Source organism: Okeania sp., assembly GCF_983059655.1.
Genome location: NZ_CEZPJD010000005.1, coordinates 20,209 through 36,173, shown reverse-complemented (window position 1 = coordinate 36,173; position 15,965 = coordinate 20,209). Strand labels below are relative to the sequence as shown.

At 35.4% G+C, this 15,965-nt stretch carries 6 protein-coding genes; 1 reads left to right on the top strand and 5 read right to left on the bottom strand.

Features of this window, described 5'->3' with window-relative positions; all coding sequences use genetic code 11:
• Positions 1–552 precede the first annotated feature (552 nt).
• From AC3DU7_RS00995 to AC3DU7_RS00975, 5 genes are all read right to left on the bottom strand, one after another.
• Positions 553–2,856, bottom strand: coding sequence for a beta-barrel domain-containing protein (locus AC3DU7_RS00995; protein ID WP_488037506.1), 2,304 nt, complete (start codon positions 2,854–2,856; stop codon positions 553–555).
• A gap of 249 nt (positions 2,857–3,105) precedes the next feature.
• Positions 3,106–6,108, bottom strand: a complete 3,003-nt coding sequence (locus AC3DU7_RS00990) for a peptidase domain-containing ABC transporter (RefSeq protein ID WP_488037505.1) — start codon at positions 6,106–6,108, stop codon at positions 3,106–3,108.
• Positions 6,109–6,579: 471 nt separating this feature from the next.
• Positions 6,580–7,326, bottom strand: coding sequence for a peptidylprolyl isomerase (locus tag AC3DU7_RS00985; RefSeq protein ID WP_488037504.1), 747 nt, complete (start codon positions 7,324–7,326; stop codon positions 6,580–6,582).
• A 750-nt stretch (positions 7,327–8,076) separates the two neighbouring features.
• Complete coding sequence (locus tag AC3DU7_RS00980; protein WP_488037503.1) at positions 8,077–8,550, bottom strand: hypothetical protein; 474 nt, start codon at positions 8,548–8,550, stop codon at positions 8,077–8,079.
• A 1,121-nt stretch (positions 8,551–9,671) separates the two neighbouring features.
• On the bottom strand, positions 9,672–13,529 hold the full coding sequence (locus AC3DU7_RS00975; RefSeq protein WP_488037502.1) for a glycosyltransferase: 3,858 nt from the start codon (positions 13,527–13,529) through the stop codon (positions 9,672–9,674).
• A gap of 1,216 nt (positions 13,530–14,745) precedes the next feature.
• Here AC3DU7_RS00975 and AC3DU7_RS00970 point away from each other — a divergent pair.
• Positions 14,746–15,965 (top strand): methyltransferase domain-containing protein (locus tag AC3DU7_RS00970; protein WP_488037501.1); only part of this gene is annotated, 1,220 nt, incomplete at its 3' end.

Here is a 15,965-nt window from a genome sequence, read left to right as displayed (position 1 = left end):
ATTTTTATCCTCGGATTAAGTATATTTTTGTAAGCATTCAGCCGTCAGCCATCAGCTATCAGCTATTGCTTTTAATTTAGGATAAAAGCAATATTTAATTGTCTTACTACAAAAATTGGCTCCCTTGTCCTTAAAGTTAGTTGTTAATTTAAACACTTTCCTTAAGGAGAGAATCTTGTTGCTGATAGCTGACAGCTAATAGCTGAATGCTTACATATTTTTTTAGCCAATACAGCAATAACCTAAAGCACTTAAAATATAGACCAATAGTTAATCTTAAACGCTTGAAATATTTTCCACTATTACCGAATAATTAATTTGACTCATCAAATTACCGAAAAATTGTAGTCTAAAAGCTCTCTTTTTAAGGGATAAAAAATAGAACTTACCAGTAAATCTATAAAAATTAGTCATCTAAAAGATGACTTCAGGTATTAGCCAAGGATTTTAATCCTTGGCATATTGGCATCTTGTCTTGTTTGGAGTTTTAACCCATACAATTCAAGCTAATGAAACTGATAGCTGAAATACTGACTAGCTGATAGCTAATCACTAATCCACATTAGTCAAACTCCTAAACTTGCCAGTAAATCTATTAAAGAACAACTCTAAAACAGTCCGCTTACCAACATTAATATTAGAGTTAATTGCCATACCATTCTGCAAACCAATTTCCAAATCATTCTCATTATCCAACACAAATGTTTGCCGTTCCAAATCAATTGTAGTTTCAAAAGAAAAATAAGGTCTTCCTGCTTCTTGGTCTGGTGGAAAAGCGTCATCACTAATAGAAATAACTTCTCCAGTTACTGTACCAAATTCATTAGCTGGTAAAGCTTCAACTTGTACCTCTACAGGCACACACTCTACATCACTTAAACCTAATTTTTCTCGGTTTTCTTTCAGTTCTGGACAAGCACATTTTTTACCAGGTTCACATTCAATAACCTCTCCACCAGCTAACTCTTGGTCGTGATAAGGTTCTAATTTTTTCCGTTTATCATTCAAAGCTTTTAAAACTAAAGCAATATCTTTATTTTGAATATAAACTACCGCCTCTAAACCTTCATCATCATCCAATACTGTCAATAATGGTTGAGTTTGTTGTGCTTCATAAGACGCATCTTCACATCTTTCTGGTTTAATATCCCCAGGCTTCAAAACATCATTAATTACATATTGACAAATAGGGTCAGTTTTTATATCTAGAGAAGACTCTTCCTTACTAACAGGTTGTAAATCAAAAATTACCCCTGAAACTGGTGATTTTAAAACCTGATTATCGCGAGTTTCTTCTAATTTTTCAATCTGAGCATTAACTTCAGTTAGCCTCTTATTGTTGTCTAGTTGTAAGCGAGTAAATTGAGAATCTATTCTGGCAATTTCCCTTCCTTCATTTTCAGCAATTCTGGCATAAAGTTCCCTTGCCCAAGCATCCCTAGTATTTTTTAATTGTTCTTTAGTTCTATTAATAGATACATTTAAACGCTGTTGTTCTAACCTAGCGCGTTGTATCTCCGCTTGACGAGCTTTGACTTCTCCTTCTCTAGCATTAATATCTGATAGCCGAGAATTTATTTCTCCCTCACGAATATTTATTTCTCCTTCCAATGTATTAATATCAGACCTGCGAGAATTTATTTCCCCTTCTCTAACATTAATATCTGCTAACCGAGAATTTACTTCTCCCAATCTAGTATTTATTTCTCCTGCTCTTGCTTGAATTTGGTCTTGTTGTCTTAAAAGCTCACTTTCACCCCGAAATACCTCTTGTTCCTGACGTTTTTTTTGTAGTTCAGCGATCGCTCCTTCTTCTACTAAAGGAGATATTTGTCCTAAAATTTCTTGGTTAGATCCTAATACTTGTTCTGACTTACTTAACTGTCCTTTAGCCAGCTCTAACTGTTCTTGAGAATATTGTAATTGTTCCTGAGTATTTTTCAGTTGTTCGTTAGCAAATTTCAGTTGTTTTTCTGTATTATTTAATTGTTCGTAAGCAAAATTCAGTTGTTGTTTACCATTATTTAATTGTTGTTTGGCAAACTCTAATTGTTGCCTCGCATATTGCAATTGATCTTGAGCTACTCTTAATTGTTCCTTGGCTGCTTCTTCATCTTCTTCTGCTTGTTGAAGTTGTTTTTGAGCTTCTGTAATTTGCAATTCTACAGCACCTACACGAGAATTATATTCAGCTTTATAGTTTACATATAGTCCTTGCAAACTAGGGTCAACATTAACAAAACCACCTCTGTTTAAATAAAGCTCATCAATCAGAGCGCGGTATGTTTGATTTTCCGATATTCTAGTTTGTCGCTCTTGAGCTATTTTTTGTAAATCTGGAGGTAAAGCTGTGGGAACTTTACCATTTAGTACTTCTTTATAAAACAGATTTTCTCTTTTTAGTGTGTCTCTTAATTCTTTAGCAGAACCTAAATCTGCACTAGGCGCAGTAGGACTAAAAGTTAGTAATGGTTGATTTTTTTCCACGCGATCGCCATTTTCTACATGAAGTCTAACTACATTGCCACTGGTAGGAGCTTGGACATCTATGGACCCATCTTTAAGTTCTAATTGGCCTGTAGCGGGTACTGCTTGGTCTATCTCAGCAAAGTAAGCCCAGATTACTGCTGAACTGGTAATTATCATAATCATCCATAGAAATAGCCTAGATAATATGGCTGGTTTCTCTAGAATGACTGGTTGTTCGTTTAATGATGTAGATTGAGTATCCATTTTGTTTTTTAATTTTTTAGTAGGGAGTAGGCAGTAGGGAGTAGGCAGTAGGGAGTAGGGAGTGAGGGAGTAGGGAGTGAGGGAGTGGGAGAGTAGGGAAAAATCAGGAAAAGTTGTTACCAAAATTACTCCTAACTCCTGACTCCTTCTTTGGGTAATTAAGCAATTATTTTCAAGTTTTCTTCATTAAATAATTGTTGTGCCAAAATAACTTCTGACTCCTGACTCCTAACTCCTAACTTTTGACTTCACTTTTAACTTTTAACTTTATGACTTTTTTAATTCCTAACTTTATTAATTTCTAATTTTTGACTTTTGACTTTTGAATTTTGACTTCATTTTTAACTTTTGACTTTTAACTTTTGACTTTAATTACTGTTGAGCTTCTTGTTGTTGATAGAGACAGAAATAACGACCTTTAACCGCCATCAACTCATCATGAGTCCCCTGTTCCACCACCGAACCTTTATCCATCATAATAATAGTATTAGCATTTTTTACTGTAGTTAAACGGTGAGTAATAAAGAACACAGTTGTATCAGCAAAAGCTTCAGCCAAATTCTCACAAACTTGACGTTCCGAACTGTAATCCAATGCGCTAGTTGCCTCATCTAAAATCAACAATTTTGGATTTTGTAAAACCGTCCGAGCAATAGCAATTCTTTGCCTTTGTCCCCCTGATAAAGAAGCACCTCTTTCACCAACTACAGTGTTATAACCACTAGGCAAATTCATAATAAATTCATGGGCAACTGCTATCTTAGCCGCCCTGACAATTTCATCAGTAGTTGCATCAGGATTTGTCAACGCAATATTATCTTGAACCGTACCATTAAATAGGAGAGTATCCTGTAAAACCACCCCAATTTGACGGCGTAATGAATATAATTCTACTTTTTGAATATCATATCCATCAATAAAAATTCGACCAGAAAGTGCAGGATATAAACGTTGCAATAACTTCATCAACGTACTCTTTCCAGAACCACTCAAACCAACAATTCCCACAAAATAACCAGACGGAAATTCCAAATTTACATTTGCTAATTGTAAAGGTCCGCTTTGAGTAAATCGGAAAGAAATCTCCTCAAATTTAACACTGCCATTAATAGGTGGCATATCAATATTATTCCGGTCTTCCTCATCTACCTCTGCCTCCGTATCCAATACATCTCGAAGTCGTTCAATAGACATTCCCACCTCTTGGAAACTCTGCCAAACACTCACAAAACGGAGTAACGAACCTGTCACATTACCAGCAATAATTCGGAAAGCAATTAATCCTCCAATTGATAACTGACCATCAATTACCAAATAAGCACCAACCCATAAAAGTGCCAGTCCGGAAAGTTTATTTAAAAAAGTACTAATAGAACTAGAAGTAGTCTGAGTTAAAACAGTATTAAAACTAGCAGTCATAAACTTTGCATAACGTGCCGACCATTCCCAACGAGACCGAAGTTCCAAATTCTGGGCCTTAACAGTTTGCACCCCATTTAAAACCTCCACCAAATACGACTGAGAATCAGCATAACGTTCAGCCTTTTTCCTTAAAAGTCTTCTTACAATTGGAGAATTAATGATAATAATTCCAGTAAAGAAAGGCACCCCTGCCAAAGCTACAGCCGTCATTAACGGGTTAAGAGCCAACATCACAGCAATATAAAGTACTGAAAATACCGAATCTAAAACCACCGTTAAAGCTGTACCTGTGAGGAAATTCCTAATATTAGCCAATTCTCCAATCCTGCCCGTCAAATCACCTACCCGACGATTATCAAAATAATTGAGTGGGAGACGGAGTAAATGGTCAATAACCTCCGAGCTAAGTTTGACATCTATCCGGTTAGTAGTATCCACAAACAAGAAAGTTCGTAAACCCCCCAACAAAGCCTCAAATAGAGCCACCAATAACATCAAGATACCCAGAACATCCATCGCCTCAATGCTACGTTGCCCCATCACTTTATCGATAACAATCATCGTCATCAGGGGGTTAACCAAGCCAAATATCTGTACAAAAAATGAAGAAATCAACACCTCAATAAAGACCGTGCGATGCTCCATTAAAGAAGGAATAAACCACCAAAAACTAAACTGTTCCTTCTGTTCTGATTTTGGTGCCTGGAGTAGTAGAACTTGTCCAGACTCTCCCCAGATTTCCGCAAATTGGCCAGGCTTGAGGCGAGTTAATCCGAATTCTGGACTACCAACAACAATCTCTTGTTCTGTAATGCTGTAGAGTACGGCAAAATTACCTTGCCATTGAACTAAAGCTGGTGCTTTCAGACGATTAACTGTTGCTGCGGGAACCTGTACCAGTTGACCACTTAATCCCATCATTTGGGCGATCGCTCCACAAGCTTGCAGAGAAACTCTACCCGCAGTCCTCATCTGATTGTCCAGTACCCGGCGAATCACATCTCGGCGAAACTTCAGTTTCAAATGTTTAGCCAGCATCTGAAAACAAGCCAGAGCAACAGGTACTTCTCCCTTACCCCGGAAAATTGGATATTTAATTGACTGAGTATCTTGAACAACTGTTGGCTCTGGTGGACGTGCTGGTGCTTGGGGGACCATAGATACATCTAAAGGCACAAGTTCAGCTTTTTGTGCCCCATTTTCGACCGTACCCTCCTCAACTTCTCCTCGGTCTTTTTGTTCTGGAAATCCTAAAATTCTTGCTCCTCTGGCTCCCTCAATTTTTAAAGACTTACCCACTCCATCTAAAACCACTGGACTACCCGGAGCAAAATCTCCTACTACCCCACTACTAACTAGCCAGATTTTTTCCGACTCTAAGATAGATTCTAGTTCCTTAGTCTTGACATCTCCTTTTGGTAGGTTAACTACCACAGTTTTTTCGACAACATTTTTAGCCAGTTCTTTCAAATTCCCACTAACTTCAGCTCTTCTAGCAAATTCTTGGCTGAGTAGTTCAAATACTTCGCTCGCTGCTGGACGTTCTAAAAAGGCTGCCCCAAATTCTGGCTCTGCTTCTAGTATTGCTAAGAAGTCTGCAGCGGGTAAAGTCACGGCAATTAAATCTGTAGAAGCGAGTGCCGTTTCACAAGGCGTCCCTCGTAACAACCCAGCCCAACCAAGGACTTCTCCTGGCCCTGCTAACTGCAAACTGACATGACGTTGCGATCGCTGGTCATAGCCTAATATTCGTGCCTGACCTTGATAGATAATTGCTACTTGGGTCGGCATTTTTTCTCTTTCAAATAGTGGTTGGCCACTACGGTAACCGAGCAGTTGACACTTTCCCACTAATTGAGTTTTCAGTGCATTTTCTGAAAGTCGATTAAATGGTGGTTGATCTGCCAGAAATTCTTGTACTTGGGTTCTTGATATTGTTGAGGAAGTAGCCATTATCAGTTATCAGTTATCAGTTATCAGTTATCAGTTATCAGTTACAGCAGTTTCCGCGCGTTATGAGGTACATATATTGATGCTTTTAATGATTAGAAAAGACGGGAATTAGGGTAGTGAACAAGCAAAAAATATTTACCCCGTCAGTTGTACCGCATTAGTTTGAAATGTGCTGTATCAGTAATATAGGGTTTGCTGAAAAATTCTTTTTCAGGAGTAGGGAACACCCCTAACCCCTCCCAGGAGTAGAAATAGGAATTATAGAGGAAATAGTTGGATATATTTTTCTCTTAAATTTCCTGCTATTCCTCCTACCTTTTATGCTAATTTTTTCAGGGTTTTCAATGTAATACTAGGCACTTTTTTTGCTCCTTTAAATGTTAATTTTTTTGTCTGTTAGTAGTTTTATAATTAATCAATTTTTCAGAGGCAGTAATTATTAATTATTAATTATTAATTATTAATTATTTTTCATACTTTTACATCCGAACGTAGTGGTTTTAGGGTGCCAATTTTTCCTATTTGTTCTCTGAGCCAATTTTCAAATAGTTCATCTATGAGAGCGCGTCGCATTGAGTCATCAAGCTGTGCAGGGATAAATTTTTCTAATCTAATAATTACTGTCCATTCCGTTAATGGGCGTGGTGCCCAGATTTGACCCGGTTGACTTACTGATAAAATTTTGCCGATAGCAGGGTGTGGTTGACTTAGAGGTACTGGCCCCAATAATCCTCCCGAGCGCCCTTCTGGACCTTCAGAGTATTGACGGGCTGCATCTGCAAAGGTTTGTTCTTCTTCTACTATGCGAAAATACAGTTCGTGAGCTAGACCAGGATTTTTTGTCCTAATCAGGGAGTATACTACCTGGTCTAAACTGCTCTTACGAGTCATAAAATATCTTTCTACTTGATTACTCCAAGTTTCTTGTTTAAATTTTTCTAGTAATATTGGCCTAATTGCCATTTCGACCAATTGTTCTTGGGTCATGTCTTGGTTTTTGAGCCATGCTTGTTTGGTTTCAGGGGTATTTAACTGATATTGGCCCTCAAATTTTTCTACCGCTGCAGTTTGTTCCTCTTCTGTGCAAGTCAAGTTAGCGATCGCTTGGTCGATTATCACCCCTCGTAAAAAATGGGGCATTAACTGATAACGTGTTAATAACGATGGGATATCTTGAGCTTGCAATAATTTATCACCGATTTGAAACAGTCCTGTCATTTTCCGTATCTCCAACTGACTTGCACTATTCCTTTTAATTTAGTCTTCTGTTAAAAGTAGTGGCATATTAAGTTACCACATCATTATTATTTCTTTATATTGGTTTGTCCTTAAATCTTAAAAATATAAAGAAGTAGGTGATTTTGACTTTCGACGCATTATTATTTGGACCTGTTCCCTTGTTATTGGTATCTATAACCGGAGTTATGGCACTAGGAATATTGGTAAAAATATATACTTATTAGTCCATAGTTTCACTAACTGCTTTTAACTCGGGTATGATCCGGATAAATATGCTAGTCAAAATATTTATATTCGGCTTTACTTAATCATAACATCATTATTACTACCGTCTACAATAGCTTGAGTTCAATAATGATTATATAGATCAGATAATTAAGAGTTATAGTAATCTTTTTCTCCTACAATTAGAAGTTTTTATTGTGCTTTATTCATCTAGGTTTTACTATTTTTATTTATTACATTTTTTAGTTACTTATCCTTTATTATAATCATTATAATCCTCATTTTATGATAGAAAATTCCGTTTTTTTCAGGGCTTTTAAGATTAGATTCTGTTTGATTCAAGTTGTTGGAAAATTGACTCTATCTGTAGTCTTAATCTCGACTTCATTTACTAACCATAACTGAAATTATTAGAATCGTTTTATACATTATTTAGTACTACAAATCAAGAGAGTTAATTTTTGTTTTTCTTTCATTAGCTATGGCAAAAGGAAGAAGGAACGGCTAGAAGGAAGGACTAAAGGCTATCTTCTGCCTAATTTGGTTGCCATAATCCCAGCATAAGTCTAAGCTAGTGGCTAATGTTACACTTAGGTTTATATATTCCTTCTCAGCATGAGCGATTAATTCCGGTAATTTTAGTTCTTTTAGTAATGCTGCTATTTGTCTTCCTCTGGATGTTTCACTATATCTGATTACTGGTGTTACTACTACTAATATAGACTGGATTACTGAGACTAATTCAGTATCTCCCAAAGCATCTAAATATACATCAACTAGCTCTAGGCATTGTGAAAAATCTGCTCTTGATTTGAGGTTCTTAATCACTATTATTCGTTTTTTGTCCAGGCAAAATTTATCACAGAGCGATCGCATCTGTTTCCATAGCAGTATCTCTTCATAATTTTCTGGCCGGAGATTATTGGGGCACAATACTAAAATAGAGTTTGGTATGGCACCTTCTTGAAAACTAGACATGCGCTAGACATTTGCCATCGGTGAGTGCAAATGATTTCATTACTCACCCGTTTCAGGGTTAGCGCCCCAACTAGCACGGGTTGGCCTAACTGTGATGATTGGGTGGAAAGTAAGGAATAAGCCTGAACTGGGTAAAGTCATTGAGGGGTTAAACTCGAGTGCTTCACAGAATGTTTGTTTCGCCACAATAATCTAAATTACGGATATCTTTAGCTATGGCGGTTTTGACACTCCACGGGATAAATCCACCTGTTTTTACTTCTTCAACTCAAACTTTTGTAGTTATTTGGATAGGTGCGAGTCTATATAGAGATTAGATAGCAGAAGGGGTTTGGTGTATCAGTAGGGTTAGTAGAGATGAGTCATTTCAGTTATCAGTTATCAGTAAAATATCCAGTCTATCGGTGCGGATAGTATTTACCCACTCAGATAAATTTCTGAGCAGTTTTATGGACAAATAATATTTTTTACAGAATAAGCCCAAAATATCATTTGTTATTAAAAAATAAGATAACACTATTTCAAAGTTATGTCTATCTAAATTTTCTAGAATAGAAATAACAGTAAAAGTATCTTGTTGAAGGCTTAATTTATACAGTAATATTCTCAGACGAATTTTAGAACGATAATGCTCCGCATCGCTACCGCGAAGCCTGTTTTTGCGGAAAAGGAATAATCAAGTTGATACCCATTACACCCTAAAAAACTCCCTCACTTTCAACACATTTTGCTAAATATTTGGAAGAGAAAAAGTCTTTTTTAAGGAGTAGGGGAGCGGGGGAGTAGGGGAGAATTTTTTTGCCCAACTATGCGCTAAAAGTGCGCTCCATGCATGAGCATGAAGAGCTGAAAACCATGTACTTTTTTAACACCTAAAAAGGCTAAAATAATTATCTGATAATTATTTGAGATTTATTCAGCAAATCCTAATTAACAATAACTGGCATGCTAATGATCAAAAAAATATTCAGTCTGTGTTAATTACTTAATAATTGAAGTTTCACTCAAATGTAGCATTATTTTTTCAAATTTGTATAACAGCTATTGTCAGCATTCAGTTGATAGCTGAAGTGCTGATGGCTGACGGCTGTTTGCGCAGCATTCTGTAGGAAATGCTTACGTTAAAAATCACAACAAGAAAAAACAGTTAAATCAAGATCGTCGGCAAGAAAAGCAGCAATACTTTGTCTAACTGCGGAGTTACTATTACTAGAAACATTCCCTTTCAAATACACAATCAAATCTTTGACATACTCACAATATTTTTCCAATTCTCCAACTTCCTGAAATTTTAGAGGTCTAGCAAATAAAAAATTCAGAAAATCAGTAAAAATCCATTTTGGCAAAACAGCTTGACGATAATTTATGGGTAACTGAAAAGCAAAGCGATAGAGCAGAAATGCTAAAAGACTTTGCCAGAGATTAGTTGTAGAAAAATTTTCCTGTAAATTAGCAACAAACTCTTGTTCGGAAGCAGTAAAAACTTCATTTTTTATCCCACTATTTAACAGAAGCTTATATATTCTACCTATTTCAGCTTGATAAAAATATTTCAATTGTTCATTTGATAAACCTAATAATTTTTCAGCGAGTTGAAGGCGTAATTGGCGAAGATTATTTAAAACCGACTCATCAGCAGGATAGTGACGATATTGTTCCACCAAATTTGGCAGTTGAAAAAAGTCTTTTGTGAGTAAAACACTTAATTTTTTTCTAGCAGTTTCCTTCACCTCTGGAGTCAAAAAACGATAAACAGGATTCTCCAGCATTTTCAGATAAAACTTTTGATAATCTTGAGGATTTTTCCCAGAAGTAAGATTAACTTGAGTTTGTTGGCGGGGATGAATACGAAGTTGAGATAAAGACTTATCTACAAATCCAATTTTATAATTTCCCATAATCCTGAACCACATATCTATATCTAATACTTGAGTCAAACTAGAGTCAAAAAGTCCGATTTTTTCAAAGACGGCTTTAGGAATTAATACTGTCGTTGGTTCGCCAATTTTATTCAAGCGATATTTCATTAAATTAGGGTCTAATAATAAATCTTTTCCTGACTGAATAGTTTTCAAATTTGACCAATCCTTGTGTAAATCTTGAGTACCACGATAAGCAGCGACACAAGTAGAATTATTTTCTGCACCAGGTTCTAAAATTACGCGACGACGAGAAAATACTAAACCTATTTCCGAATTTTCTTCTGCTATTTTGACAAGTTCTTCAATACAGCTTTTTTCGAGTAAGTCATCCTGGAACAAGAATTTAATATATTTACCTCTGGCTTGGGAAATACAGAAGTTTAAATTTCCCACTAAGCCATAATTTTGATGGCAAATAATCCGAAATTCTATTTGTGGATTTTTCGATTTTAATGTTTTGGCTATTTCCAGGGTTTTGTCGGTGGAATTATCATCGGAAATTATGATTTCTAGATGGGAATATGTTTGAAAAAGAGCGCTATTAATTGCAGCTCTGATAAAATTTTCTCCATTGTAAGTAGGGATGCAAATACTAACAAGTGGAGATTTTTTGCTCGCAGAAGACTGAGATAATTTTGTGGCTGGAAGATTAGTAAAGTTTTCCGTGACTTGAGCAATATATTCGAGGCGAGTCTTGATTTTTTTACCCATAGTTTCAGGGCTAAGTAATAACTTAATATCTTCAGCCGCTTTTAATCCAATTTTTTGAACTTGGTCAGAATTATTAAACACATATTTCATCAAATTGGCGCAATGTTCGATGTTAGGATTTGCCCAAATATCTCCTTGTTTATATGGTCCGTAATTATCGGCGATCGCTACTTTTTCATATTCGACTAAAAAGCTATTTCCTACATTCATAAATTCAGTATTTGATGAATAGCCTGTGGCAATAACTGGTTTGCCATAAAACATTGCTTCTGCCATTGTTAAACCAAAGCCTTCGGCGCGATGTAGAGATACATAACAATTGCAATGGTAAAGCAAGGCATTGATTTTTTCTTTGGATAAATATCCATCTATATGTTTAATATTTGGGGAGTTTCCGATAGTATTTATTAGCCGTGATTTATCTCTAGGAAATTTTTGAGAATTGGATGATTTTATCAGGAGAAAAACATCTGGGTTTGAGTTTCCGAATGCTTTTTTTAATGCTGTAATTGTGGCGAGTGGATTTTTTCGTTCGAGGCGACTAAAGAAGTCAAAGATAAATAGAAAGATAAATTTATCTGTTGGTAAACCTAATTCTTTTCTACTAATTTTCGGAATAGGCAGAGAAATACTGGGCATCATTTTTATTACAGGAATAGATGAAACCATTGAGATAGATTCGGCACAATAATTACTGTAAGTCCAAATCTCGTGAAATGGCGTAAATGCTGTTATCCATTCTGGAGGAAATTTCGGAAGTTCCCATGCCCAAAAACCGATGTTATATTTATTGGTGAAATATTGTCTGACAGTTGGTTTTTTCAGAAAGGTTTTGACTTCATTGGCGTTGACTTGAAATAGGTTGATTGGATGTGGATTTTCTTGGGTAAAACTTTGGTAGGTTTGGTCGGAATTCCTATGGGGAGTGCTGATAATATTGTTGATAACAAAGGGAATATTTGTGGTTTCTATTGCTCGAAGTGTTGCTCTTACTCCTTCTCCTATTCCTAATTCTCCTTTCACAAAACCTGCAATATTAATTCCTAATTTTTGAGGAGTTGTTGGAGTTGATAAAAGTTCGTTTATCTCTGTAAGTTTTTCTGGTTTTGAGGACATTTCTTCTTTCCTTATAACTACTGGTTCTTGTTGCTGTAAAAATTCAGTTTTGTCTGAAAATTCTTGAGATTTTGGGGTAGATGTTGGGAGATTGAAATAAATTTCTTTTTGATTTATCCCTCCTCCTTCTTGTGGCTGTAAAAATTCAGTTTTGTCTGAAAATTCTTGAGATTTTGGGGTAGATGTTGAGATGTTGAGAGAATTTAGTTCTTGATTTATCCCTTCTCCTTCTTGTGGCTGTAAAAATTCAGTTTTGTCTGAAAATTCTTGAGATTTTGGGGTAGATGTTGAGATGTTGAGAGAATTTAGTTCTTGATTTATCCCTTCTCCTTCTTGTGGCTGTAAAAATTCAGTTTTGTCTGAAAATTCTTGAGATTTTGAGGTAGATGTTGAGATATTTAGAGAATTTACTTTTTCCTTCTTGCTTCCTCTTCCTTCCCTCCAAAAAATTCTCTCGAATGTTTTGAGATAATCCCGATTTTGTCTAAGAATTTTTCGGAGATTTTCCGCATCATATTTCAAGAGTACTTCACAAAAAGCAGGAGAGATTTTTTTCTCCGTTAATAAATGGAGTGATGAATAGTTAGTGTAGAAATTGAGGTGAAATTTCTGAGCAATAATTTGGAGAGATTTAACTGTATATATAGATATGTGTTGACCTTCATCCGTAGCGTAGTACCACCACTGATTAGGTTTAGGATTGTTTGGCGGTAATATTTCTGTGCTGAAGAGAATATTTTGGGAGTAATTTAAAATTTCTCGAATATCAGAAATAGGATTAACTAAATGTTCTAGTAGTTCAAAAGCAGTAACTAATTCATATTTTTTGTTTGGAGTAGCTGTAAAGTTTTGGGCAAAGAGATTTTCACAGTATTTATCTTGCCAATCAAACTTGTACTTAATATCCCGCATCAATCTGACAAATAAGCCATATCCACCACCGAAGTCGAGAAATTTTTCCTCTGGGTTAAAGATTCGATCAATAATATTCTTTGTGATTTGAGATAACATCAAATTTCTAAAGATTAAACCCTCATCGCTTCTAGCGATTGCTTGAGAATAAGCTTCACTTAACCAGTAAGGATATTCTGTTTGGATAAAGTTGCAGTTTTGACATTGAAAGTAGTCGATTTTATATTTTTTGTTGAGGATATGCGCTTCAGCAAACTTGAAAGAAATAGATTCACATATTTTGCATTTCATCATCTGTTTGTATCTAGGTTTGTTCATTGTCTTAATATTTATATTGGTTAAGTCTAACAGATTTGACTATCTATATATAAATAAGCGATAGCTTATCTATATGTCTCAGTAAAAGAGGAGTTATATAGAATAAGTTCTCATCATTTTACTTGGATGAGAGTTAGCTAATACCGTTTCACGGAAGTTATAAGTTATGCATCGAATGCGTAATTCTGTAGAACTAAAAATATCTAATTCCTACTCAATTTTTTTTTGCTAAAAATGGATTTCTCTCAGAATTTTAATGGCTATTAATTTTTGATTTTCTCAGAATTACTGTCTCAGAGCAATTAATTTTTTTGTCTCGGCTAGAGTCAGGCTTTAAATATATACTTCACCTGACTTTTGACTATAGAAAAAATCAAAATATCGTCAAATTTCCAAATCTACTGTTCTACATATTTATAGATGTATAGAGAGTGCTGGGAATTTGTGATTCATTTTCTATAGTAGAGCTGAAAATATCCCATTCCCATTCAAATTTTTTCTGACTAAAAGTTAATTTCTCTCAGAATTTGAATGGCTGTGAGTTTTTGGTTTTCTTTCGATTACTTTCTGAGGGTGATTAATTTTTTTATCTTGGTGAGAGTTAGGGTTTTAATAGATGTCTTAACTGACTTTTGACTGTAGAAAAAATCAAAATATCGCCAAATTTACAAATCTACTAATCTACATATATAGATGTATAGAGAGTGCTGAGAATTTGTGATTCATTTTCTTCTGTGAAGTTGAAGATATCTCATTTCCACTCAAATTTTTTCTGGTTCAAAGTTGAGTTCCCTCAGAATTTGAATGACTGTGAGTTATTGGTTTTCTTTCGATTACTTTCTGGGAGTAATTGATTTTTTTTTCTCGGCTAGAATCAGGCTTTAAATATATACCTCACCTGACTTTTGACTGTAGAAAAAATCAAAATATCGCCAAATTTACAAATCTACTGCTATATATTATAGATGTATGTGAAATGATTGGTCTTTGTTGTCAATTTTCTTTAGTGGAGTTGAAAATATCTCATTCCTACTCAAATTTTTCTGGTTAAAAACTGATAACTGATAACTGATAACTGAGCAGTCGCCATTACTGTATTTGATATATCAAAAGCTAAAAACCCATACAATACCAGATTTTTTCCTTCTTCCTTCTTCCTTCTGATTGAAAAGTTTTTGAGAAATGGTATTATTTGAAGCACCTTAAATTAAAGAAGATGACTCAGACTAGATTTAATTCTTCAGAAAATTCCATTCACCAAGAACTTCTAAAATTTATACCCGCTGATGCTAAAGTTATTATCGAATTTGGCTGTGGTAATGGCACAATAGCTTCTCAATATAAACAGATTAATCCTCACTGTTATTATATTGCTATTGAATCTAATCCAGACTTTGCTAAAAATTCTGTCTTACAACAAGTAGATAAAATTGTAGTAGGAAATTTACAACAAAATATTTCTACTCTAAATATCCAACCAGAAACAGTAGACTGTCTGATTTATGGTTTAGATTTAATGGCGATCGCTAACCCGACTGCAGTTTTGAAATATCATCAAAGTTGGTTAAAAAATGATGGTCAAGTTTTGGCTATTGTACAAAATGTACAGCATTGGCGCAGAATTTTTAATTTGCTTAAAGGTGGTTGGGAGAATTCGGAAATAATTCGTCATTGGTTTACTCTGGAAAGTCTCAAGTCATGTTTCGCTAACGCAGGTTTACAAGTATATGAAATACAAACTCGTGGTGAAAAAACAGAGGAGTTTCAAAAGTTTCTCCAAGTAACTGAAGTGCTGGTTGATGCTTTGGGTTTGGACTCAAAAAAGTTCGCTACTCAGACGGCTGCTGAATATTTCATTGCACGCGCCACTAAATCTCCTATTCCTCCCCGGAGATTATTAATTCAAACGATAATTATGGACCCAAAAGTTTGTGGTACTGTCAGAGTTTTGGAACCAGACCGCTTTAGCGCTACTATTCCTGGGGTAAGAACTTTTTCTGCTGCGAAAACTGCCGACTTAAATATAGGGTTACCTCAAGAAGAAAAGGTGTTTATTTGGCAACGTAGTATTTTAAATTATCCGTCTGACTTTCACAAACTTAAGTCTTTGCTGGAAAAGGATTATTTGATTGTGGCTGAAATTGATGATAATCCGTTACGTCGTCCTGAATATGCTGAAAATAATTATCTTAGCTATCGTGGCTGTCACTGTGTACAAACTTCTACCCCATCCCTAGCTAATTTTTTACGTCAATATAACCCCAACGTTGTAGTTTTTCACAATCAATTGGCTAGAATAGTACCCCTATCTGAGCACACACTCTCCCATAATAAATATCTTACCATATTTTTCGGAGCTGTCAACAGGGAAGCAGACTGGAAAGAAATTATGCCGATAATCAATCAAGTATTGTCAGATTATCAAGATAAAATTAG